Below are 24,158 nucleotides of genomic sequence, written 5' to 3'. Positions count from 1 at the left end.
ATGAAACAACTAAAAGTCATAATTAGCGGAGGCGGCACTGGCGGACATATATTCCCTGCCATAGCAATTGCCGATGCTATAAAAAAACGGTTTCCCGAAACCGAGATACTTTTTGTAGGCGCAGCCGGACGTATGGAAATGGAGAGAGTTCCAGCTGCCGGATATGAGATCATAGGGCTGGATATCTCCGGACTGAACAGAAAAAGCCCTTTTAAGAATATCTCAGTAGCTATAAAATTTCAAAAAAGTCTCAGAAAAGCGAAACATATTATAAAAGATTTCAACCCCGATATTGTAATAGGTGTAGGCGGCTATGCCAGCAGTTCAGTACTGTATCAGGCAAATAAACTGCGAATACCTACTTTGGTACAGGAACAGAATTCATATGCCGGAATAACAAATAAATTCCTGGCAAAAAAAGCATCCAGAATATGTGTTTCTTACGAAGGTATGGAACGCTTCTTCCCGAAAGATAAAATTATTATGACAGGCAATCCTTGTCGACAGGAATTATTATCAACTACTATTACAAGGAAAGAAGCATATAAAGAATATAATCTCGATCCTGACAAGAAGACGATTTTACTTATCGGTGGAAGTCTGGGATCACGGACTTTGAATAAAAGTATCCTCGCTGGCTTAGATCAGATAGGAAAATCGGATATACAGCTACTTTGGCAATGCGGCAAGCTATATTCATTCGAATTGAATATGGATATTGCCAGTAAAGGAAATCCCGGTAATGTACATATGCAGGAATTTATTTCCCGTATGGACTTAGCCTATAAAGCCGCCGATCTGGTAATTTCACGTGCAGGAGCCAGCTCTATTTCCGAATTGAGCCTGTTGGGCAAGCCTGTCATCCTGGTACCCTCGCCAAATGTATCGGAAGATCATCAGACGAAGAATGCTATGGCGCTTGTCAACAAAGATGCGGCTATACTTATAACAGATAATGAAGCAATCGAGAAATTGGTTCCGGTTGCACTGGAAACAATCCATGATGATGCAAAGCTAAAAGTATTATCGGAAAATATTCTGAAATTGGCACAACGCGATTCGGCAGACCGCATCGTGGACGAAGCCATAAAACTGATAAAGAAAGATGAATAATATACAGTCCATATACTTCATTGGAATAGGTGGGATAGGCATGAGCAACCTTGCCCGTTACTTTATGTCGAAAGGCAAAAAGGTAGCCGGATATGACCGGACGGAAACCCCTTTGACTAAAGAGCTGGTAAAGGAAGGAGCGGCTATCCATTATACCGATGATGTAAATCTTATACCGGACTATTGTAAAGATAAATTTACCACACTGGTAGTATACACCCCTGCCGTACCTGCCGATAATGAAGAAGTGAAGTTTTTTCATGAAAACAATTTCATTATTCAGAAACGCGCACAGGTATTAGGTACAATTACCAAAGCCAGTAAAGCTTTGTGCTGTGCAGGCACACATGGTAAGACGACAACATCCAGTATGCTGGCGCATATTCTTAAGCAATCGCATCTCGATTGTAATGCTTTTCTGGGCGGTATCCTGAAGAATTATAACAGCAATCTGTTGCTATCTGCCAACAGTGAGTTCACGGTTGTAGAAGCAGATGAGTATGACCGTTCTTTCCATTGGCTGCATCCTTATATGGCACTGATTACATCGGTCGATCCTGATCATCTGGATATTTACGGCACGGAAGAAGAATATCTTAAAAGCTTTGAGAAGTTTACAAGCCTGATACAACCGGGCGGCGCACTAGTTATGAAGCACAATATAAAGCTATCGCCGAAGGTACGGGAAAATGTACGTGTATTCACTTACTCGACAGATAAAGGCGAGTTCCATGCTAAAAATATTAAAATCGGCAATGGTGAAATCCGTTTCGACTTTGTAACCCCGAAAGAAACAATCGATAATATACAATTAGGCGTACCTGTAAAAATAAATATAGAAAACAGCATCGGTTCTATGGCGCTCGCATGGCTCAATGGTGTGACTGCTGACGAACTACGTCACAGCATGGCAACTTTTCAGGGAGCAAAACGCCGCTTCGATTTCCTGATGAAAACGGATAGAATCGTAATGATAGACGACTATGCGCATCATCCCGAGGAGTTGGCTGCAAGCATCACATCCGTCAAAGAGCTGTATCCGGATAAGAAAGTGACAGGGGTCTTTCAACCTCATCTGTATACGCGTACCCGTGATTTTGCACCTGAGTTTGCCCGTAGTTTGTCCTTACTGGACGAACTTATATTGCTGGATATATATCCGGCAAGAGAAAAACCAATTGAGGGTGTAACGTCTAAAATTATATTCGATGAAGTTACCTGTCCTAAGATATTGTGCAACAAAGAGGAATTACTACCTTTATTAGCGAATAAAAACGATATCGAAGTATTGTTGACTATCGGGGCCGGGGACATCGACCAACTGTTACTACCCATAAAGGATATTCTGGAACAAAAGATATGAAGAAGATACTTGTTATTCTCTGCTTAAGCTTGTTGGCAGGCTATTTGATCTTTTCGGTTTTCTATTTTAAAGAAAAGCCGAAAGAAGGCGTATGTTCCGGATTTCAGGTGGAAGTAAAAAACAGTTCCGGTGATGAACAATTCATCGAAACAGAAGATGTATTGAAATTTATCAAAGAAAAAGGGCTAGATCCGACAGGAAAACAATTAAAAGAAGTTAATACCAACGCAATAGAAGAAGCCATACTGGCGAACCAATTGATAAAAAAAGCGAATGTCTTTGTTACTAACGACAATGCTATCAAAGTAGCCCTCGAAGAACGCAAACCCTTACTGAGAGTGATTAGCAGCTACGGTGAAAATTATTATATCGACAATGAAGGTGCTAAAATGCCGTTATCCAGACGCTTCACAGCCTACCTTCCTATTGCTACTGGAACAATAAAAGAAGAATTTGCAAAGGCTGACTTATACAAATTTGCATTATTTTTGCACAACGATAAGTTTTGGAACGCACAAATTGAGCAAATAGTAGTCCTGCCTAATCAGGATATCAAACTCATACCTCGTGTAGGCGATCACCAGATTATTCTGGGAAACCTGCAAGGATATGAAGAAAGGCTGAATAAGCTGCTTACTTTTTATGAAAACGGGCTTAACGAAACTGGATGGAACAAATATTCAGTAATTAATCTGAAATTCGACAAACAAGTTGTTTGTACAAAACGTTAAATAAAGGATTTGATTAGAAACGGTTTTTCCGGGACCGGCAATTAAGATAGAAATTATATGGAACAAGCAGGATTTATAGTTGGCATCGACCTTGGCACTTCAAAGATTGTAGGTGTAGTAGGGCGTAAAAATGAACAGGGCGTAATCACCATTCTGGCTTCGGAAAGCGTACCTTCCGATTCGAGTGTAAAATATGGTGTAATCTACAATATAGACGAAGCAGCAGGAAAAATAAAAAGACTTATAAGTCTGCTTGAAAATAAAATAGGGAGAAAAATAGGAAAGGCATATGTTTCCGTTGCCGGCAAATCGCTACGTGCTGCCGAGCATAAGGAAACCAAGATGCTGGACGGTACCACTCCTATCACTTTTGCCCTGCTCGATACGTTAGAGCAGCAGGCAAAACTGAACAAGCCGGAATTCTTTACCAATTACAGCGTACTTGCCCCGGAATATTATCTGGATGGCGAATACGAAGAAGACCCTATCGAAAAAGTAGGACATACACTCGAGGGCCGTTACCGTTTGGTTATAGGCCGTCCGAATATAAAGAATAATCTTGCTAAAACAATAACTGAAAAAGCGCAGATAGATATTGCAGGCTATATTGTCGGCCCCGTAGCAGCGGGTGCATTGGTACTCGACGAGCACGACAGGCAGGCAGGATGTGCACTTGTCGATTTCGGTGCGGGCACTACGACCCTTTCTATTTACAAAGGCGGATTGCTACGCTACATGTCTGTAATTCCTTTCGGTGGCCGCACAATAACCAAAGACGTGCAGGAGTTAGGCTTTGTTTTCGATTCTGCCGAAACATACAAGATACGTTACGGAAAACTGGGTAAAGATAAAAATAAGGCGGCAGGAGATGTTTCTCCGGATGTCGATCTTCGCGAATTGAATAAAGTTATTCAACTCCGTCAGGATGAAATTATCCAGAATCTTATCAATCAGATCAAATTATCGGGATACAGCAATGAACTGGATGCCGGAATTATCATGATCGGCGGTGCATCGCAAATGAGCGGACTTACAGATTACCTCGCCGACAAATCTCAATTACCTGTAAAACGTGCCGTTGCAAAACGTGTCTATATAAACAATGCAGCCGAACTACTTCAGAATCCGCTTTATACACAGGTATTAAGCCTGTTGCTTTTTGCAAATGAAAACTGCGAAAAGAAAGAGGTTGTAGCTGCGGTTATAGAAGAGCCCGTAATAACTTACAATATACCTGACACTCCGGTCCAACCTAAACCGGAAGAAAAAGAAGAGGAGCAAAAGAAAAATAAGAAAAACAAGAAGAATAAAGACGGTAAACAAACAAGCCTGTTCGGCTTCTTCGAAAAGATTCAAAACTTTGGCGGGACAATGTTCAGCGACGAAGAATAAAAGAACATTTCCTCTCCCATTTATTAAACTAATAAACATCTAAGTTATGGATGAAAAAATACTGGATTTTCAATTTCCTAAAAAAACTCAGACAATCATAAAAGTAATCGGCGTAGGCGGCGGTGGCGGCAACGCCGTAAACCATATGTATAACGAAGGAATACATGACGTATCTTTTGCACTGTGCAATACCGACAATCAGGCTCTATGCGAATCTCCTGTAGAAACACGCGTACAGCTGGGTAAGAAAATTACCGAAGGATTAGGAGCGGGAAACCGTCCCGAAGTAGCGCGTGCAGCAGCCGAAGAAAGCAGGGAAGACCTCGAACGGTTGCTAAACGACGGTACACGCATGGTATTCATCACTGCCGGTATGGGAGGCGGAACGGGAACGGGAGCAGCTCCTGTAGTTGCCCGTATAGCCAAAGACATGGGAATACTTACGGTAGGGATTGTCACTATTCCTTTCGTATTCGAAGGGCGCAAGAAGATTATACAGGCACTCAAAGGTGTTGAAGATATTGCCAGAAACGTAGATGCATTATTGGTTATCAACAATGAGCGCCTGATCGATATTTATGCAGACCTCACAATCCCTAATGCCTTTGCCAAAGCAGACGATACGCTGACGATCGCTGCGAAAGGTATTGCGGAAATCATCACCGTACACGGTCATATCAATCTCGACTTTGCCGATGTGAAAACAATACTCAAAGACGGCGGTGTAGCCATAATGAGTAGTGGATTCGGAGAAGGTGAAAACCGTGTGGAAGACGCTATTGTAAATGCATTGCATTCACCACTATTGAACAACAACGACGTATTCGACGCCAAGAAAATATTATTCAATATATACTCCAGCGAAGACAAGCCGCTTATTGTGGAGGAAATGGAAGCCGTTGCCAATTTCATGAAGCGATTCGGGCCTGAAATAGAAGTTATCTGGGGAACCGCTATCGATAAGAAGCTCAACGACAGAGTAAAAATAACATTGCTCGCTACCGGATTCGGTATGTCTAGTATTCCCGGTATCGACGAGCATTACCGCAATCTTACAGAAGAAGAAGAGCTTCTGGAAGAGGAACGCATCAGACAGGAAGAGGAGGAAAAACGCCGTATAAACGAAATGATAGAAAAGCATTATGGTAAAGACGGGGTGCAGACAATGGCGGTACGTACGACTTTCTTTACTCCGAAACCGTTTGTACTTTCAACAGAAGAACTGGACAACGACCGTATTGTAGATGCATTGGAAAATACTCCGGTATTTAAACGCGATGATAAATTCAATCCGAGTGAATACAAGCCTGAAGCAAAGAAAACGGGCGGACTTTTTAACGAATAATACAATAAAATTATACTATAATAACTATGAACTTATTTGACAGAGTTAGCGAAGATATTAAAGACGCAATGCGCGCAAAAGATAAAATCAGACTGGAAGCTTTGCGCGGTATGAAAAAGGAATTTCTGGAAGCAAAGACAGCCAAAGGGGCAGGTGATGAACTATCTGATGAAGCTGCTATCCAGATTCTTCAGAAAATGGCGAAGCAACGCCGCGACAGTGCCGAAATATATAATGGCCAGAACCGTGCCGATCTTGCAGAAAAAGAACTGGCTGAACTTGCCGTTATCGAAGCATATCTACCAAAACAATTGACTCAGGAAGAGCTGGACACAAAAATAAGTGAGATTATCGCTCAGGTAGGCGCAACTTCTCCTGCCGATATGGGTAAGGTAATGGGAGTTGCAACAAAGGCTTTAGCCGGTTTAGCAGCGGGTAAAGCTATTTCAGAGACAGTGAAGAAGTTGTTGAGTAAATAAGAGAAGCATCAATATAATAAAGAAAGGGCAGGATATTCTCCTGCCCTTTTTATGTCAGTTCGATATTACCGTTTCCAATTTATCGCTTTCAAATATTGAAACAGGCGAGATAACAATTTCACCTAATGGTATATTATCCTTATATCGCTCCTGTAGCTTTTGTTTTACAATTTTATTACTAAGGCCAAAATCCTTTAAGGTCTGTAGTTTGCCGACCTCAATATTTAAACCTCTCTTATATATTTTCCATATCAACTCTGAACAATATATTTTATCATCCGACCATTCGAAAGTAAGGTCATAGCTTTTTCCCATAAACTTTTCTCCCTCCTTTTTCATCCTTTTCAGGATAGCTGATGTAAGAAGCTCGTTATTTTTTAAGCGTTTTACAACATAGTGACTATCCTTACCTCTTTTTATCCATTTGTCCAAAGGTGTTAGTTTAACAGGTTGGACCGCCTCGAATACATAATATTTATCTCCCGACTTATATATAATACCGCAATGTGAATACTTGGATTTTGTCGCAAGCTGTATAGCACGGCTCTGGGACGATAATGATTCCTGAAAGATTATATCACCTTCACGAACATCTCTATCAGTAATAAGTTGCTTTGTATTCTTAGAATTAAATAAAGCTTTTTTAGCTGAATAGAAGTAATTGCCTTTTATAAAAAACAATCCAACTAAAAGGAGTAAGAATGAAATAAGAACTATCCACTTTTTCACCTAAACATCTTTTCTATTACATCATCTTCAAGCATGGAAATAATAGTCTTTCCATCCGGCGTATATTTATGTGCGGGGGAGGCAAACAACTGGTCGACAATTTTATTCATTTCCTCATCCGACATCTTATGGCCGTAAGGTATAGCAGCCGCATTTGCCATGGATAAGGCAAGCGATTCCTGTATTTCCTCTTTCACATCGCTACCTGTATCCACACTTCGGCCAATCATATTGTGCACAAGCTGAACGGAGTCTATATTAGAAATTTCAGAGGGTGTTCCGTTAATAGCATACGTATAGTTACCAAGGTTGCCCAAATCGAAGCCTACAGCTTCCAAATCGTCTATAAGATAAGGTATCATAGCCGCTTCTGATGGTGACAATTCGATGATCTCCGGAAACAAGGCCCGCTGCGAAATGCCTTTCCTCTGGCGTATCTGCATCAGGAACTGATCGAACAGGATACGGACGTGTGCCCTATGCTGATCGATGAGCATAAGACCCGACTTTACGGAAGTAAGGATATACCTGTTTTTATATTGGTAATGAACAACCATCTCGGTAGATAAATTCTGTCTTTCCTCCGCTTCATTATTATCAGTATCATTAAAGAGGCCAATGTGAGTATCCGGCTCTAAAGAGATGTTCGAATTCCCTTTGTCCTTTTCAAATCCTTCATAAAACTTCTCCCAATCCAAAGAACGACGCTGATAATTACTACTTGATGAGGTAGTTTTAAATGGATTATATGACGGATCGAAACTTACCCGGGGCTGTCCTACATTCTTCGAAGGATCATGTATCGGTATGTCTATAGCATCCGCAGTATCGAAGTCGATTGTTGGTACTTCGTTGAATTTACCTAATGCTTCCTTTACTGCAGCCGAGAGTATCTGCCAGATAGGCTGCTCATTTTCGAACTTGATTTCCGTCTTTGTCGGATGAATGTTTACATCGATAGTATCAGGTTCAACTTCGAAATAGATAAAGTAATTAGGATTTTCGCCCGACGGTATCAAAGGCTCGAATGCCGCCGTCACAGCCTTATTAAAATAAGGGTGACGCATATATCTGCCGTTAACGAAGAAATACTGAAGCGCCCTTGTTTTTCGCGCCGATTCAGGTTTTCCTATAAATCCTTTGATCTTCACCAGAGAAGTTTCTATATCGATAGAAATAAGCTGCTGATTAAAATTCTTCCCTACAACATTAACAATGCGTTGTCGCAGATTGCATGCCGGAAACCGCAGTACTTCTATATCATTATCCGTAAAGGAGAATTCTATTTCGGGATTGACCAGTACGATACGTTCCAGTTCGGTGAGTATATTGCGTCGTTCTGTATCGTTCGCTTTCAGAAATTTGCGGCGGGCAGGGACATTGAAGAATATATTCTTTACCATAAAATTACTCCCCACAGGACATGCAATACATTCCTGAGTTTCCACTCTGGAACCTGAAATCTGTAGTAAAGTTCCCAGCTCATCCTCTTCCCTTCGCGTCCGTAGTTCTATCTGTGCAATAGCAGCGATAGAGGGGAGTGCCTCGCCACGGAAGCCCATGGTATGTAGAGCAAATAGATCGTCTGCCGACCTTATTTTAGAAGTAGCATGTCGCTCGAATGCCATACGCGCATCGGTAGCCGACATGCCTTTTCCGTTGTCGATAACCTGAACAAGTGTACGTCCGGCATCCTTTATTATCAGTTGTATACTATCTGCTCCGGCATCGATAGCATTCTCCACCAGTTCTTTGACAACTGACGAAGGTCGTTGAATAACCTCGCCGGCCGCAATCTGGTTAGCTATAGAATCGGGTAAAAGATGTATTATATCACTCATTGAATTATTGCTGTTATTCTATTTCCCTGTCGAAGACTGCCGGTCGCTTAGGCCTCACATCGGTAGCCTTTTTCGTCACTTCCCGGAATATATCGTCTTTGTCCAGCGGTCTGATGTAGTCGTACCAGTAGAAGTCCTTCAATCTTAATTTATCGGGAGTAATGAGATGAAAAGGCGTAGCTGTTCCGACGGGTTTTGGCCATGCCACAAGTTTCTCGAACTGGCCGTCATTCATGAATATTTCGAGGTAGCTGCTTTCGAGCCAATTCATTACTCCATTTAGTGTACCGCCGCGCTCTTCGGGATATGTAATAGTTTCTACATTTCCTTCGGCCAAAACTCTTTTTGCTTTCTTATTTTCGAAAAAGACTTTCAAGGAACGGCTTTTCAGTTGATTGAAGTGTATAGAGTCCTTCTCTTCTATGGAGAAACTGTATTGCTTGACATGCATCATTTCTATAGTACTGTCATTCAGGAAAATATCGATAGTATCACCGGACAGTTGCCTGTTGGTATTCCATAGTATCGGATCCCTGTACATATGAATGATCGAATCCTTTGAATTGAATTGCAGTGAATCGCATACACCCTGCATATCGGAACGGTAGAACCGCACACCATAATAAGCCTTTATCAAGCGGTATTCTTTATAAAGCGAATCTTTCGCCAGTGCAGGAGGAGTACTTTTATATAACGGCATAGTATCTGCCGGAAGCCCCATTTTTACCCTTGCAGAATCTATCTGGAAACGGTCGATAATATGCATTGTATCCAAAGCAAGCGAATCCGGTTGTGGTGCAGCTATTATCAGAGAATCCGCTTCTACCGGAATTTTTGGTTCAAGCTGTAAAGGCTTTTGCAAATGGGTGCTGTCTATTATCGTTATCAATCTGAGTGTATCGGCATGAATATACAGGCTATCGCCTTGCGAATACTCTATGCAATAAGCCGAATCGGTAGCCATCGCAGAATTGTTCAATTCGTTATAATACCCGTAATTACCGATTAAAATGGTCTTTTTTATGGTATCCTGCAGGAACATATTGCCGAATACTTCCCCATAACCTAATGTCTTGTGATAGAAAATAGAGTCTCCCCGCAGATATTGGTTTCCCTGATTGTTTATGATTGTAGACTGATCCAAAAGCAATGATTCTTCCGTATCGGTATTGTACCATCCGTTGCTTGTATTTATCAAGCCGCTGTCGGAAACAATTCGTGTAGGGGTAGTAAAAATAGCAATCTTCTTATTCGTATCGTATTTCAGCCTGTCAGAATAGAGTGTGAAGTTAGGATTCTTCAATATCACGCTATCCTTAAAAGTGGCTATTCGTATATTCGGCTCGTACTGCCCCCAATATGAAGTAAGTTCGTTGAGTGAGTCCACAAGCATACCTCCATCGAAGTAATAGCCCATATTAAGGCCACGGTCGTAATTGAGACTATCAGTGAACAGCGTAATCGGATTTCTTTTATCTTTTGGCGAATGCTCCAGATTTACGTTTTCACGCACTTTTACCAACCTTGTATTACCGTCGTAATGCATATAACGTCCGTTCAGAAATAACGTATCTCCCTGCTCCATACGCACGTTGCTGAATGCTTCGAATGAATTCTGCCTTTCGTCGTAATATGCACTGTCGCAATAAAGGAAAGCTCCGTCGTGAAAAAAGATAACACTGTCTTTTAAAACTTGAGGTTCGAAATTCTGCCTTCTTATAAGCCTTTTCGAATTGACAAGTTCTATTACCTTTATGCCACCACCTTTACCAGCTGTAGCAGGCCGGGGACCGACTGTATCCTGTGGTTTCTGTGGAACCTGTAGAATATCCGGCGCTAACTGCGGTGATGTCAATGCCTGTGCCGAAGCATAAAGAGCAATGAGGCACAGAACACTCGCCAGAGGTATCCTGTGCCTATGCTTCATATATTTTATTAATCTGCTAAACACGCTTGTAGATAACGGTTTATAATGTTCTGATTAATGTATCTTTCCGTCATTATCCTTGATCCATCCCGAATATTGGAAATCACAATTCTTCCAGTTATCATCGATACGGATATATGTATCTTTTATCTTGCCTTGAAGCCACTTTCTCAGTATTTCTTCCTGTTTACGGCCTTCTACTATCTCTTTCAATGCCTGATAGTCGTCCGAAACATTCGCAACATGCCCCTCGACCCTGCTCCTGAGTTTTACGATAGCGACTACTTCTTTTCCTTTTTCCGGCACTATCATCCTGAAAGGAGCCGAAACTTCGCCTACCTGCATTTTATCTACAGCGATGGCTACTGCCGGAGGAAGTTCTTCTTTCAGGAAGCGCGGTGTTCCGTAATTGGAATTCTCACCACGGTTTACCATCAGTCCATTATTACTACGGGTATCTTTATCGTATGAATATGGCGTAGCGTCTTCAAATGTGAATTTCCCCTGCTTAATCTCTTTAACAAGTGAGTCCATTCTAAGCATTGCTTTTTCAAACTCAGGTTCCGGCACTTTTGGTTTTAAAAGGATATGGCGCACATTGATAAGGTCCCCTCTTCGTTCTATCATCTGAATAATATGGAATCCATATTCAGTTTCTACAATATTTGATACTTTTTTCGGATCGTTGAGCGAAAAAGCCATATTAGCAAATTCGGGAACCCATTGGGCGCGACCATTAAATCCGGTTTCACCTCCATTCTGTGCTGAACCATCTTCCGAATACATAATAGCAAGCGTAGAGAAACTTTCGCCGTTGTTTACCCTATTAGTAAAATCTCTGAGACGCTCCTTTACTTTATCTATCTCTACCAAAGGTACAACCGGTTCATTGGTAATTATCTGTACTTCTACCGTAGTAGGTATATAAGGCAAACTGTCTTGCGAGAGTTGCGAATAGTACCGTCTTACCTCCGAAGGAGTAAGGCTACCTTTCTTACCTACAAGTTTTTTCTTTACTTCCGACACAAGATAGTTATTACGAATCTCTTCCCTCCATTCTTCACGGAGCTGGCTCATCGACGCCTGCAGATACTCCTCTGCTTTTTCTTTCGAACCAAGGTTGCCGATAACGGCATTCTCCTGCCGGGTCACACCTCTCGATATTTCAGCCGCCGGCACATCTATACTGTCTATTTTTGCCTGATCGAGAAATAATTTTTGCACTGCAAGTTGTTCCGGTATAAGGCAATAAGGATCCCCTTCAATACGGTCGCCCCTCGACAGCATCATCTGACGGGCTTTTTCTACATCCGATTTAAGGATAGCTTCATCACCTACTACCCAGATTATCTGGTCGATAATGTTATCCTGCGCTTTGCACAAAAGTCCTGTGCTGAATAGTATCGTCAATAAAATAAATTTTCCGGCTTTTTTTATCATATTGTATGTTCAATTAAAAAATCGCGTAAATATAGTGATAATGTATTACTTTTTCTCTTAACGTAAAAAAAGAAGTTATATTCTATTCGTTATAAAACTTAATTTCTTTCTCGGCAAGGGCCTTTTCGTACAAATCTTTCTTCAATTGTTCCATGTATTGCCCTTTTTGTTGTTCTATATATATTTCCGACAATTGTCCTTTGATATAATCGTAGGGTGCATTGTTTCCTGCCAACTCGTACTCCTTTATATTAAGGAGATAAACAAATGAAGAATCGCGCAGTTCGAGATTTTTATTTCTCTGCAGGAATATTCTTTCATCGGTAACAGCTTTTGGCATATTGGACAGCACATCTTCCAGATCAATCCATTTGTCGTAAAAATATTCATACCCCACTGCATTCCGCAAAGTATTCTTTTCAATATTCTCTACCGCTGCTTCCGTACCTTGCACATACCATTTACGAAAATTATTCAATTCTTTTGAATCGATCGGTACTTTAAGAAAAAGCCCTTTTATTATATTATCTTCCAGTTTAAAATTATCCTTATTCTGTTCATAATAAGACTTCAGTTCGCTGTCTGATACAAATTTAGAAAAATGTTCTTTCAGAAGCCGTCCCTGATAGGTATTTAAAATTAAAGATTTTCGGTAATTTTCCACCATCTCTTCGATTTCACTCTCATTGTGGATATTCTGCTGTGCCTTGTTGTACATCAGCTGGTCATTTATCCACATATCTATATATGCCTTTGCTGTTGCAATGCTGTCTTCTGCGGACAATCCGAGCGGCAGGGCTTCATCCAGTTCGGCCTTGTACAAAGTCTTATCCTTTACTGTAACGACAGGACTTAATGTCGGGTCGATTCCAGCAATTCCGTCTTTTTTACAGGAGTATGTTGTAAAAAGGACAAAAACGGAGAACAGACAGGCTGCTATTTTATTCATTTTATAGAATTTAGTACCGATTCGTCAATTTCGATTTTATATTTACTTTTCAAATAGGAATTCCAGTCTTTTTCCAGCTTTTCCTGATAATCACGTTCCACTTCATTCCTTACATCCGTATAATCTTCCGGTTTATCGATCATTTTTCCGGTAACGAAGAAATATGGATAGCCCTCATACGGCTTAGGCTGCGAACCACCGAATATTTTATTATCCACATATGAATTTTCTCCTTTAAGCCATGACCCCGGCTCGATTCTCACTCTTATCAAATCCTTATTTAAGGTATTCTTTATTTCCCGTATAAAGGAATCCGTATCTTTTTTCTTCTTTGCTATACTTTCCGCTTTCTTTAATGAAGTTTCATCTTTTGCATACACCACCATACCTTTATATTTGCTCTCTGTAAGGGAATATTGCGATTTATGAGTCGCAAAGTAATCTTCCAATCCGGCTTTATCCGTTTTTGCCCTTTTCCAGATATTTCTATCCTGAACTTCGAAAAACAACAGACCGTCAGAAAACTCTTCTACTACATTTTTAAATTCGGGGAATCTATTTTCCAATGTACTCTCTTCATAATCACTCAGCAGTAGATTTTGAAATCCGTCTAAATATTCTTGGAGTATATCTGTGGACAAACTGTATGGTGAGGCATCCTCAATCTGCATTATTCTCAATTCGTCATTACTTCTTTGGCGTTCTTTCTGCCTGTAATATATATATTTGGCAAATTCGCGTACCGGATATGCACGTTTCCCTTCGATACTAAACAATATATCGTTCCCGTTATTTATTTTTTTCAAAAAAGCTGAATCACGCGGAGAAACAGTTTCGGCTATATCAAGTAACTTTCTGTATGCATTATCATTCAATGTGACATTAAAGTAGCTTTTCAAACGCCGCCTTTTTTCATCGCTCAATTCCTGTACTTTATCACTTTTATAAATTCTGTCCCTTATGTCATACTTAATCTTATCAAAAGTTGGAAGAGGTATTTTACGTATCAGCCGTATTATATGATAACCGAAGTTAGACATTACCGGCTTGCTGATATCTCCTTCCTTTTCAAGATTAAATGCAGCCATTGTAAAATCCATCGGCAAATTCGAATCAAGCGATACAACGCCGAAGTAACATCCTTTGTCTCCGGTTTGATGCACTTTCGAAAACAAATCGCAAAGTGATTGAAAGTCAGCCGGATGTTTTATATTATTATATTCGCGCCATGCTACTTTACCCACACTATCTATCTGCTGCTGCGGAGGAGGTATCCTTGTAAATTTAAACAACACCTGCTCTATTTCTGCAGAGCCCAGAGCCTGCCGTCTGTTAAGCACCTGTATGATATGATATCCGCGGGCTGCACGTATAGGCATACTCACTTCCATTACCGGAAGAGAATAAATAGCGTCTTCCACCTTGGCAGAAAACATAAAAGGCGATACCCAGCCCACATATCCGTTGCGGGACTCTGCCCTTGGCAAAAAAACCGAACCGGAATTGGGAGTAGTCAGGTCGGCACCTGTGAAACCACTCTTTAGTATTTTTTCCCTCGCTTCCATTGCCTTTTTATACATGCGTAATGTATCTGACGGCAATACTATTTCGGAATCGAAAAATGGGAACATCACATGATTTATTTCCACGTTTTCGAGCATGCGGTTATATATCTTAGTGATATATTCGTTTTCAAAAGCATCATCTTCTTTCAGATACGGTTCGGCTATCTGCAATCTGTATGAAGAAAACTGTCGCTGATAAACTTCTGTCGTATCCAATTGCTGTGCTTTCGCCTCAGCCACATTCATTTTGAAATTTATATAAGACTGCAGGAAATCATTTATACTTTCTTTATTTTCTGCATCTCCTTTTTTATATGCCTGCTCAAATTCTGATTTATATACGGGAATATCGTTTATTTTGAACACAATAGGGTCGTTCTGCTGCGCAAACAGAGAGAATGTAGTCAGTAGTGCTATGAATGATAAAAACGGCTTCTTAATCATATAAGTAATCTATGTAGAATAAACCAAAGGCAAAGATACAAGAAATATAAGCTTTTAATGTTTTAAAATATTTTAAAATAAAAACCCTGCATGTTTTTAGTAACAAACAGGGCCTTATTTATTTAGATTTTGTCTTGCTTATTCTCCACGGCTATAGTTAGGAGCTTCGCTTGTAATAGCCACATCGTGCGGATGACTCTCGGTCACACCTGCATTGGTGATGCGGGTAAATTTCGCATTATGCAGTTCGTCTATATTTTTAGCTCCGCAATATCCCATACCTGCGCGCAAACCTCCTGTCATCTGGTATACAACCTCAAACAACGATCCTTTGAATGGTACACGGGCAGCAATACCTTCGGGTACAAGCTTCTTTATATCAGCTTCCATATCCTGAAAATAGCGGTCTTTCGAACCTTTTTCCATTGCTTCCAATGAACCCATTCCGCGATATGATTTGAATTTACGTCCGTTAAAAATGATCGTTTCACCCGGTGATTCTTCTACTCCTGCCAGCAACGATCCCATCATTACAGAATATCCGCCTGCAGCTAATGCCTTTACTATATCTCCCGAATAACGCAATCCTCCGTCTGCGATTAACGGAACTCCCGTCCCTTTCAACGCTTTCGCCACATCGTATATAGCAGACAACTGGGGAACACCAATACCCGCAACAACGCGCGTGGTACAGATAGAACCCGGTCCGATACCCACTTTCACTGCATCTGCTCCGGCATCTACAAGGTATCTGGCAGCATCTCCGGTAGCCACATTCCCTACTACCACATCGATTTGCGGATAAGCTGTTTTAACTCTTTTCAGCATTTCCGCCACTCCTCTCGAATGTCCGTGCGCTGTATCGATTACGATTGCATCCACACCTGCTTTTACAAGGGCATCGACGCGCTCGAGCGTATCGGATGTAACTCCTACTCCTGCCGCTACACGCAGACGACCGTTAGCATCTTTACAAGCAAATGGCTTGTCTTTTGCCTTTGTTATGTCTTTATAGGTGATCAGTCCTATCAGCCTGTTTTCAGAATCCACAACAGGAAGCTTCTCAATCTTATGCTGTTGCAATATATCGGCTGCAGCTTCCAGATCGGTAGACTGACGCGTAGTAATTATCTTGTCTTTGGTCATTACATCGTCGATCAACTGATTCATATCACGACGGAAACGCAAATCTCGGTTCGTCACAATACCTACAAGGTAATTATCTTTATCTACAACCGGAATACCGCCGATCTTGAACTCTGCCATCATAGCCAGAGCCTGACCTACAGTTTTGTCGCGAAGAATGCTTACAGGATTCGAGATCATACCATTCTCGGCACGTTTCACAAATTTGACCTGCTGTGCCTGTGCCTCTATCGACATATTTTTATGAATAACACCTATACCCCCTTCGCGTGCAATGGCAATAGCCAGCTTAGCCTCCGTGACTGTGTCCATAGCCGCCGAAACAATTGGGATATTTAACTTGATATTGCGTGAGAAACTTGTCGAGAGATCGACTTCGCGTGGGAGAACTTCTGAATAAGCGGGGATCAACAATACATCATCGAATGTCAACCCGTCCATGACTACTTTATCTGCAATAAAAGACATATATAAAAGGGCTTTGAAATTTATTGCGTGCAAATGTAATCATTTTTCAGCAAACGGGTATTATGAATTCTAAAAAACATTTGTTATTTGTTTAAAAGTATTTCCGATAAGCTACATGCATATGTGGTGAATTTCATAATAAATGTAGAATATTTCTTTTATATCGCATTAATTCTTACTTTTGCAACATCAGAAGCGTATAATTATGACAAGTGGCTCGGAATCAAAAGTCCGTTTCGGGGTGATAGGGACTAATTTTATTGTAGACAAAGTGTTGGAAGGTGCAAGCCTTGACCCGCGCTTTGAACTTGTAGCTATTTATTCCCGCAAACAGGAAACTGCCGACGCTTTTGCCAGCAAACATCATATCAGCCATACATTTACTTCACTGGAAGAAATGGCTTCGAGCCCTCTGATAGATGCCGTATACATCGCTTCACCTAATTCTCTCCATGCTTCTCAGAGTATACTTTTCATGCAGCACGGGAAGCACGTTTTGTGTGAAAAACCTTTTGCCTCGAATGCAAATGAAGTAAAAGCTATGATTGCCGCAGCTAAAGAGAATAACGTTACGTTGATGGAGGCAATGAAGCCGAGCATGACTCCTAACTTTATGGCAATAAAGAATAATCTGGATAAAATCGGCACAATAAGAAGATATTTTTCGTGTTATTGCCAATATTCATCACGATATGATAAGCTGAAAGAAGGCATTGTCCTTAATGCTTTCGACCCGGCATTATCCAACGGAGCGGTAATGGATTTAGGCGTATATACTATATTCCCTATGGTTGTGCTTTTCGGACGGCCAAAGAGCATCAGTGCTACCGGTCTGAAGCTATCTACCGGAGCTGACGGACAAGGTGCTGTGAATTTCGAATATGATGGCATGGATGCAACAATACTATATTCTAAAATCGCAGACTCGTCCTTACCGACGGAAATACAGGGAGAGGATGGGACCATTATCTGTGACAGAATAAATATAATAAATGAAGTAAAACTAAAATACAGAAACGGTGAAGAAACTGTTGTAAGTACTCCTAATCCGTTGCACGAATATTACTATGAAGTGGCAGAATTTATTGATATGGTTTTGGCAGGCAAGACGGAATCAGAAATAAACAGTCACGAAAATTCACTGATTACTATCGAAATAGTCGATGAAATCAGGAAACAACTTGGCGTAATTTACCCTGCTGATGACAATTAAGTATACATTTGTGCCAAATTATAAGCATTTGTTTTTATAAAAGTCAGATTAGCATGTATTTAATTTTTTTTGGAAACTTTTTTTAACATTAATAAATGATTATTCACTCAAAATATTTATAGCTTTATTCCGCATTTAATTAACTAAGATTCCATGGATTAACATAATTGCCCGGACGGGATGTTAACAAACTGTTTACAAGTGTCTTGTAATAAATAAAGAACCATGAGCACGATTAATTGAATAGCCCTGTTTGAAGTAATTAAGAGAGTAGTATTATCATTCGTAACAAAAATAAGGATCAATATTTTAAAGAATATTAAACTAAACAATTTATTTATTAACGTAATCCATGATCGAACAAACATCTTACTCACGTGCCCAGACTTTCTGGTTAGTTATGTTAAGACTGCTGATTGGCTGGCATTTTCTATATGAGGGAATCGTAAAAATATTAAATTCGGGATGGACGGCTTACCCTTACCTGATGGACTCGCAGGGCTTTTTCGCCGAATATTTTCAAAGCATGGCTGCAAATCCGGAATTTCTGGCTGTTGCCAATTATATAAACATATACGGATTAACATTGATCGGTCTGGGGCTTATATTAGGCTGCTTCTCACGTATCGCCTGCATAGGGGGTATTGTTTTTCTGGGTATGTATTACCTGTCACACCCTCCGTTTATCGGAGCGACATACATGATGCCTACCGAAGGCTCATACCTGTGGATAGATAAAAATGTAATCGAGATAGGGGCGCTTATGGTGCTGATATATTTCCCTACCTCGCGTATCATCGGACTCGATCGATATATCTCTAAATTATTCAAACGCAAATAAGCTAACATTACGATAAACTATGACACCCGAAGATAAGTTGGTACCTGAGGATAAAAATATAAACAACGATAAAAAAACTACCGAGAATAATCCGTTGCCGGAATCTCAGGGCAGACGCAATGCTCTAAAAGCTTTGGCCACTACTCCTGTGCTGGGAGCATTGGCATACGGTGTATATAAGAAACAGAAATATGAAAAATCGCTGCGTGACGTCGGCGATGTATTCAAACTGAGCAGCGAAACTCCGGGTATACCGCCACTCAAAGCCGACGGACAAAGAATACGCATTGGTGTTATCGGTTATGGCGGGCGCGGTAAATACTTGCTCAGAGCTGCAGGCTTTGCTACTCCTCAACATCTTCAAGGCTGGATCGATGACGCTAAGAAGAATAAACGCGACATGCGTTATAAAGATTTCAAGGAACAGGAAGACCTTAATATAGAATTTGCCGCAATCTGTGATATTTTCGACACTTTTGCCGAAGAAGGCATGGCTGCCGGAGCAAATATCAACAGAGAAGGTGTGGGCGGCAAAATGGGCCCAGCCCCAAAACGATACCGCCATTATCAGGAATTACTGGCCGACAAGGACATCGATGCAGTAATCATTGCTACTCCCGACCACTGGCACAGCACAATGGTAATGGATGCCGCCAAAGCAGGTAAACACGTATATGTAGAGAAACCGCTTTCATGGACAGTGCCTGAGACATATATGGTAAGGCAGGTAGTGAAAGATACAGGCATAGTATTCCAGCTGGGACATCAGGGCCGTCAGATAGACAGTTACCGCAAAGCGAAAGAAATTATAGATAAAGGACTGTTGGGACCGATAACCCTTGTCGAAGTTTGTACAAATAGAAACGATCCTAACGGAGCATGGGTTTATGACCTTCATCCTGATGCAAGTCCACAGACTATCGACTGGAAACAATATGAAGGAAATCCGGAAAGAATAAAAGAATACATGGATTATATGACTAAATATAATCTGTTGAAATATGTAGGACCTGAACCACGCGATCAGTTCAGCAAAGAGCGTTTCTTCCGCTGGCGCTGCTGGTGGGATTACAGCACCGGCCTAAGCGGCGACCTGCTAACGCACGAATACGATGCTATCAATCAATTGATGGGCGTAGGCATACCACACTCAGCCACATCATCAGGCGGTGTTTATTTCTTCAAAGACGGAAGAACCGTGCCTGATGTATTACAGACCACATTCGAATTTCCTGACAAAAATATGACCATGCTTTACAGCGCTACACTGGCAAGCAACCGCAACAGGGGTAAGGTAATCATGGGTCACGATGCTTCTATGGAAGTAGGCGATACACTGACTGTAAAAATAGACAGTGCTTCGACAAGATATAAGGAAAAACTGGAAAAAGGCATCATCAAACCCGATGTACCATTCTATACATATGTGCCGGGCAAAAACAATGTAGATGCAATCACATCTGCCACAGAAATGTATTTTGCACAGCGAGGTCTGCTTTATTCATATCTGGGTGGAAAACGTTACGATACTACATTCCTTCACGTAAGGGAATGGCTGGAGGCTATCCGCGACCGCAACAAAAAACCGTCGTGCGATATCGATGCTGCTTTTGAAGAAGCCATCACTGCACACATGGGAACACGCGCTTATCTCGAAGGACGTACAATGTACTGGGATAGAGACAAGGAGGAAATAGTAAGAGGAGAATTAAACTAACATAATTAGATACATTAAATCTAAAATAATTTTTAAATTATTTACACCTAAAAACAAGAACTTATGGCATCAGACATTTCAAGGAGAAAGTTCCTTAGTACCGGGGCTAAAGCAGCTATCGGTCTGACAATTATCCCAAGCACAGTTTTGGGTAAAAATTTCGGGCATGTTGCACCAAGCGATAAGCTTAACATTGCCGCTGTGGGTATAGGCGGTATGGGACATGCTAACATCAAACAAGTAGAAAAAACAGAAAACATCGTAGCTCTTTGCGACGTGGACTGGAGATATGCTAAAGGCGTATTCGACAGATTCCCTAATGCAAAGAAATACTGGGATTTCCGTAAGATGTATGACGAAATGGGCAAAGATATCGATGCAGTCATCGTAGCTACAGCCGACCATACACATGCTATCGTATCAGCAGATGCAATGACAATGGGGAAACATGTTTATTGTCAGAAACCGTTGACTCACACAGTTTACGAATCTCGTTTGCTGACCAGATTAGCTAAAAAACATCAGGTTGCAACACAAATGGGTAACCAAGGTTCATCTGGCGAAGGCGTTAACCTTATCTGCGAATGGATCTGGAACGGCGAAATAGGCGAAATCAAGAAAGTAGAAGCTTTCACAGACCGTCCTATCTGGCCTCAGGGATTGAATGCTCCTGAAAAAGTAGATAAAATACCAAAGACTTTAGATTGGGATTTGTTTACAGGACCAGCTAAAATGCGTCCTTACAATGCATTATACACTCCTTGGAACTGGCGCGGCTGGTGGGATTATGGTACAGGCGCATTAGGTGATATGGCTTGTCATATACTTCACCCTGTATTTAAAGGCTTGAAGCTTGGATATCCTACAAGCGCACAGGGTTCTTCTACAATGTTGCTGCAGGATTGCGCACCTCAGGCTCAGTATGTGAAACTGGTATTCCCGGCTCGCGACAATATGCCAAAGGTATCTATGCCTGAAGTTGAAGTACACTGGTATGATGGTGGTTTGAGACCTAACATGCCTGAAGGATGGCCACAAGGCAAGAGCATGAACGATGCAGGTGGTGGTGTTATCTTCCACGGAACTAAAGACACTTTGATCTGCGGATGCTACGGTGTTAACCCATGGTTACTATCAGGCCGCAAACCAAATGCTCCTAAAGTATGCCGTCGCGTGACTACATCTCACGAAATGGACTGGGTACGTGCTGCTAAAGAGAGCCCTGCAAACCGTGTATTGACAGCTTCTGACTTCAGCGAAGCAGGTCCTTTCAACGAAATGGTAGTAATGGGTGTACTTGCTGTACGTCTGCAAAACCTGAACAAAGAACTGTTGTGGGATGGCCAGAACATGAAGTTCACTAACATCAACCCTAATGAAGAAATCCGTATTCTTAAGAAAGACGACTTCAAGATTGTTGACGGTGACCCTAAATTCAACAAGATCTGGACTGACCCTATCAATGCTCAGAAATTTGCAGAAGAACTGATCAAACATGAATATCGCGCTGGCTGGAAATTACCAGATATGCCTTAATTATAGAGAGTTGTTAAATTAAACCGTATAAAAAAATGAAGAAAATTGTTTACAGTTTAGGCTGTGTCATTCTTGCAGGAGCAATGGTTGCCTGTGGTGGTGGCAAAAAAGCAGATGGAGGAGAAGCTACTAAATCAGAAGGAAAGGAAACTGAGACAAAGTTGGCTATCAATACGAAACCTTTGGATGAGACTACTACAACTGAAGAAACATTTGCAGTAGATGCAGATGGTTATATTTCTATCTTTGATGGTAAAACATTTAAAGGATGGCGTGGTTATGGTAAAGACAAAGTTCCGGGAAAATGGACTATCGAGGATGGCGCTATTAAATTTAACGGTACTGGTGGCGGTGAAGCTCAGGATCAAGATGGCGGTGACATTATCTTTGCTCATAAATTTAAAAACTTCGAGCTTACTTTTGATTGGAAAGTAGCTAAAGGAAGTAACTCCGGAGTATTCTTCCTTTCACAGGAAGTTGAGTCTACAAACGATAAAGGAGAAAAGAGAATGGAACCTATCTATATCTCATCTCCTGAATATCAGATTCTGGACAATGAAAATCATCCGGACGCTAAAATGGGTAAAGACGGCAACCGTAAGTCTGCTTCTCTTTATGACATGATTCCTGCTAATCCGCAAAACTCTAAACCTTTTGGAGAATGGAACACAGGTAAGATCATGGTTTATAAAGGAACTGTTGTTCACGGACAAAATGGTGAAAACGTTGTTGAGTACCACTTGTGGACTCCTCAGTGGACAGAATTGATACAAGCCAGCAAGTTCAGTGAGAAAAACTGGCCTTTGGCTTATGAAAAACTGACTAACCTTGGTGGAGAAAAACGTGAAGGCTACATTGGTTTCCAAGATCATGGAGATGATGTTTGGTTCCGCAACATTAAGGTTAAGGTACTTGACTAATACTGATTTTTTCTATTAAAAATAATATCGAATCCATAGGGAGAGCTTTCTCCCATGGATTTGATTTTTTAACGTATTATATTTTTACCAGCATGAAAATAACAACGTTTTTAATGGCTGCAGTTCTTTTGTTGATGTCATGTACACCAAAGGCAGAAGCACCGGAACAACAAGCTCCACCAAAAAAAGAGATTGCCCTCCAATTATATTCCCTGAGAGATGATATTGCAAAAGATTATGCCGGAACAATCAAGAAAGCCGGAGCAATGGGATATACAGCTGTTGAAGCTGCGAACTATGGAGATGGAAAATTCTATGGAAAAACACCTGAAGAATTTAAAGCTGATATAGAAGCTGCAGGAATGAAAGTTTTATCTTCCCACACAGGAAGAGGACTGAACGACAAAGAACTGGCTTCGAAAGACTTTACTGAAGCTATGAAATGGTGGGATCAATGTATCGCCGCCCATAAAGCTGCAGGAATGGAGTATATTGTAACTCCTTCTATGAATGTGCCTAAAACATTGAAAGATCTGCAAACTTATTGCGAATACTACAACGAGATAGGTAAAAAATGCAAGGAAAACGGCATGATGTTCGGATATCATAACCATGACTTCGAACTTCATAATAAAATAGAAGACAAGGTTATGTGGGAATACATGATCGAAAATACAAACCCCGAATATGTATGCTTCGAAATGGACGTATACTGGGTAGTAAGGGGAGACCAAAGCCCTGTTGACTATTTCAATAAATACAAAGGCCGTTTCGTCCTTCTTCATATCAAGGATAATAAGGAACTTGGACAGAGTGGCATGGTAGGATTCGATGCTATTTTCCAGAATACAGATGTTGCAGGTACGAAGCATTTGATAGTTGAAGTTGAAAAATACAACTTCACTCCGGAAGAAAGCGTAAAAAAAAGCCTCGAATATTTGCTTAACTGTCCATTGGTAAAAGAAAGCTATAGTAAATAAGACATAGAAAATATTATGA

General features: G+C 41.0%; 19 protein-coding genes. 12 read left to right on the top strand and 7 right to left on the bottom strand.

Annotation, left to right across the window (positions count from 1 at the left end; all coding sequences use genetic code 11):
• From murG to K348_RS0117315, 6 genes are read left to right on the top strand one after another with little or no spacing between them, the layout of a single operon-like run.
• On the top strand, window positions 1–1,113 hold the full coding sequence (gene murG / locus K348_RS0117340; protein WP_029906805.1) for an undecaprenyldiphospho-muramoylpentapeptide beta-N-acetylglucosaminyltransferase: 1,113 nt from the start codon (window positions 1–3) through the stop codon (window positions 1,111–1,113).
• Window positions 1,106–2,476, top strand: coding sequence for a UDP-N-acetylmuramate--L-alanine ligase (gene murC / locus K348_RS0117335; protein WP_029906804.1), 1,371 nt, complete (start codon window positions 1,106–1,108; stop codon window positions 2,474–2,476). Before murG ends, murC begins: the two co-directional genes overlap by 8 nt.
• Window positions 2,473–3,207: a cell division protein FtsQ/DivIB gene (locus K348_RS0117330; protein ID WP_029906803.1), complete on the top strand. Its 735-nt coding sequence runs from the start codon at window positions 2,473–2,475 to the stop codon at window positions 3,205–3,207. Before murC ends, K348_RS0117330 begins: the two co-directional genes overlap by 4 nt.
• 57 nt (window positions 3,208–3,264) lie before the next feature.
• Window positions 3,265–4,599 carry a cell division protein FtsA gene (gene ftsA / locus K348_RS0117325; RefSeq protein ID WP_029906802.1) on the top strand — a complete coding sequence of 445 codons (1,335 nt, stop codon included), beginning with the start codon at window positions 3,265–3,267 and terminating at the stop codon, window positions 4,597–4,599.
• Between the two features lie 46 nt (window positions 4,600–4,645).
• Entirely contained in the window at window positions 4,646–5,944 is a 1,299-nt protein-coding gene (gene ftsZ / locus K348_RS0117320; protein WP_029906801.1) for a cell division protein FtsZ, read from the top strand.
• 26 nt (window positions 5,945–5,970) lie between these two features.
• A complete protein-coding gene (locus tag K348_RS0117315) occupies window positions 5,971–6,423 on the top strand; it encodes a GatB/YqeY domain-containing protein (protein ID WP_029906800.1) in 453 nt (150 codons plus the stop codon).
• 54 nt (window positions 6,424–6,477) lie between these two features.
• Here K348_RS0117315 and K348_RS0117310 read toward each other — a convergent pair whose 3' ends face one another.
• The 7 genes from K348_RS0117310 to guaB all read right to left on the bottom strand — a co-directional run bounded on the left by K348_RS0117310 (window position 6,478) and on the right by guaB (window position 16,932).
• Window positions 6,478–7,152 carry a YiiX family permuted papain-like enzyme gene (locus tag K348_RS0117310; protein ID WP_029906799.1) on the bottom strand — a complete coding sequence of 225 codons (675 nt, stop codon included), beginning with the start codon at window positions 7,150–7,152 and terminating at the stop codon, window positions 6,478–6,480.
• The gene (mutL, locus tag K348_RS0117305; protein ID WP_029906798.1) at window positions 7,149–8,993 is read right to left on the bottom strand and encodes a DNA mismatch repair endonuclease MutL; all 1,845 of its coding nucleotides are present in this window, start codon (window positions 8,991–8,993) and stop codon (window positions 7,149–7,151) included. Before mutL ends, K348_RS0117310 begins: the two co-directional genes overlap by 4 nt.
• Before the next feature lie 13 nt (window positions 8,994–9,006).
• Complete coding sequence (locus K348_RS18630) at window positions 9,007–10,920, bottom strand: OstA-like protein (RefSeq protein WP_081852610.1); 1,914 nt, start codon at window positions 10,918–10,920, stop codon at window positions 9,007–9,009.
• Between the two features lie 54 nt (window positions 10,921–10,974).
• Window positions 10,975–12,360: a peptidylprolyl isomerase gene (locus K348_RS0117290; RefSeq protein ID WP_029906797.1), complete on the bottom strand. Its 1,386-nt coding sequence runs from the start codon at window positions 12,358–12,360 to the stop codon at window positions 10,975–10,977.
• Between the two features lie 82 nt (window positions 12,361–12,442).
• A complete protein-coding gene (locus K348_RS0117285; RefSeq protein ID WP_029906796.1) occupies window positions 12,443–13,309 on the bottom strand; it encodes a peptidyl-prolyl cis-trans isomerase in 867 nt (288 codons plus the stop codon).
• The gene (locus K348_RS0117280) at window positions 13,306–15,318 is read right to left on the bottom strand and encodes a peptidylprolyl isomerase (protein ID WP_029906795.1); all 2,013 of its coding nucleotides are present in this window, start codon (window positions 15,316–15,318) and stop codon (window positions 13,306–13,308) included. The genes K348_RS0117285 and K348_RS0117280 overlap by 4 nt, the downstream gene beginning before the upstream one ends.
• 138 nt (window positions 15,319–15,456) lie before the next feature.
• The gene (gene guaB, locus K348_RS0117275; protein WP_029906794.1) at window positions 15,457–16,932 is read right to left on the bottom strand and encodes an IMP dehydrogenase; all 1,476 of its coding nucleotides are present in this window, start codon (window positions 16,930–16,932) and stop codon (window positions 15,457–15,459) included.
• Window positions 16,933–17,137: 205 nt separating this feature from the next.
• On the opposite strand from guaB, the gene K348_RS0117270 reads away from it, so the two are divergent.
• The 6 genes from K348_RS0117270 (at window position 17,138) to K348_RS0117245 (ending at window position 24,139) form a co-directional block, all read left to right on the top strand.
• Window positions 17,138–18,145, top strand: coding sequence for a Gfo/Idh/MocA family protein (locus K348_RS0117270; RefSeq protein WP_029906793.1), 1,008 nt, complete (start codon window positions 17,138–17,140; stop codon window positions 18,143–18,145).
• Window positions 18,146–18,497: 352 nt separating this feature from the next.
• Window positions 18,498–18,986, top strand: a complete 489-nt coding sequence (locus K348_RS0117265) for a DoxX family membrane protein (RefSeq protein WP_029906792.1) — start codon at window positions 18,498–18,500, stop codon at window positions 18,984–18,986.
• A 19-nt stretch (window positions 18,987–19,005) separates the two neighbouring features.
• Window positions 19,006–20,703 (top strand): Gfo/Idh/MocA family protein, encoded by a 1,698-nt coding sequence (locus tag K348_RS0117260; RefSeq protein WP_029906791.1) that lies wholly within the window; start codon window positions 19,006–19,008, stop codon window positions 20,701–20,703.
• Window positions 20,704–20,766: 63 nt separating this feature from the next.
• Complete coding sequence (locus K348_RS0117255; RefSeq protein ID WP_029906790.1) at window positions 20,767–22,239, top strand: Gfo/Idh/MocA family protein; 1,473 nt, start codon at window positions 20,767–20,769, stop codon at window positions 22,237–22,239.
• A 35-nt stretch (window positions 22,240–22,274) separates the two neighbouring features.
• Complete coding sequence (locus K348_RS0117250) at window positions 22,275–23,159, top strand: DUF1080 domain-containing protein (RefSeq protein WP_029906789.1); 885 nt, start codon at window positions 22,275–22,277, stop codon at window positions 23,157–23,159.
• Window positions 23,160–23,251: 92 nt separating this feature from the next.
• A complete protein-coding gene (locus tag K348_RS0117245; protein ID WP_029906788.1) occupies window positions 23,252–24,139 on the top strand; it encodes a sugar phosphate isomerase/epimerase in 888 nt (295 codons plus the stop codon).
• Window positions 24,140–24,158 lie beyond the last annotated feature (19 nt).

Origin of the sequence: Prevotella sp. 10(H) (assembly GCF_000711235.1) — a bacterium.
Taxonomy (GTDB): Bacteria; Bacteroidota; Bacteroidia; order Bacteroidales; family Dysgonomonadaceae; genus Dysgonomonas.
This window is presented reverse-complemented; position numbering and strand designations above follow the sequence as displayed.

What these genes read in the sequence shown, in the direction of transcription:
- mutL (WP_029906798.1), bottom strand. Translation starts at nt 8,993, where the DNA reads ATGAGTGATATAATACATCTTTTACCCGATTCTATAGCTAACCAGATT.
- murG (WP_029906805.1), top strand. Translation starts at nt 1, where the DNA reads ATGAAACAACTAAAAGTCATAATTAGCGGAGGCGGCACTGGCGGACAT.
- K348_RS0117315 (WP_029906800.1), top strand. Translation starts at nt 5,971, where the DNA reads ATGAACTTATTTGACAGAGTTAGCGAAGATATTAAAGACGCAATGCGC.
- K348_RS18630 (WP_081852610.1), bottom strand. Translation starts at nt 10,920, where the DNA reads ATGAAGCATAGGCACAGGATACCTCTGGCGAGTGTTCTGTGCCTCATT.
- K348_RS0117250 (WP_029906789.1), top strand. Translation starts at nt 22,275, where the DNA reads ATGAAGAAAATTGTTTACAGTTTAGGCTGTGTCATTCTTGCAGGAGCA.
- K348_RS0117290 (WP_029906797.1), bottom strand. Translation starts at nt 12,360, where the DNA reads ATGATAAAAAAAGCCGGAAAATTTATTTTATTGACGATACTATTCAGC.
- K348_RS0117265 (WP_029906792.1), top strand. Translation starts at nt 18,498, where the DNA reads ATGATCGAACAAACATCTTACTCACGTGCCCAGACTTTCTGGTTAGTT.
- ftsA (WP_029906802.1), top strand. Translation starts at nt 3,265, where the DNA reads ATGGAACAAGCAGGATTTATAGTTGGCATCGACCTTGGCACTTCAAAG.
- K348_RS0117255 (WP_029906790.1), top strand. Translation starts at nt 20,767, where the DNA reads ATGGCATCAGACATTTCAAGGAGAAAGTTCCTTAGTACCGGGGCTAAA.
- guaB (WP_029906794.1), bottom strand. Translation starts at nt 16,932, where the DNA reads ATGTCTTTTATTGCAGATAAAGTAGTCATGGACGGGTTGACATTCGAT.
- K348_RS0117285 (WP_029906796.1), bottom strand. Translation starts at nt 13,309, where the DNA reads ATGAATAAAATAGCAGCCTGTCTGTTCTCCGTTTTTGTCCTTTTTACA.
- K348_RS0117260 (WP_029906791.1), top strand. Translation starts at nt 19,006, where the DNA reads ATGACACCCGAAGATAAGTTGGTACCTGAGGATAAAAATATAAACAAC.
- murC (WP_029906804.1), top strand. Translation starts at nt 1,106, where the DNA reads ATGAATAATATACAGTCCATATACTTCATTGGAATAGGTGGGATAGGC.
- K348_RS0117280 (WP_029906795.1), bottom strand. Translation starts at nt 15,318, where the DNA reads ATGATTAAGAAGCCGTTTTTATCATTCATAGCACTACTGACTACATTC.
- K348_RS0117330 (WP_029906803.1), top strand. Translation starts at nt 2,473, where the DNA reads ATGAAGAAGATACTTGTTATTCTCTGCTTAAGCTTGTTGGCAGGCTAT.
- K348_RS0117270 (WP_029906793.1), top strand. Translation starts at nt 17,138, where the DNA reads ATGACAAGTGGCTCGGAATCAAAAGTCCGTTTCGGGGTGATAGGGACT.
- K348_RS0117245 (WP_029906788.1), top strand. Translation starts at nt 23,252, where the DNA reads ATGAAAATAACAACGTTTTTAATGGCTGCAGTTCTTTTGTTGATGTCA.
- ftsZ (WP_029906801.1), top strand. Translation starts at nt 4,646, where the DNA reads ATGGATGAAAAAATACTGGATTTTCAATTTCCTAAAAAAACTCAGACA.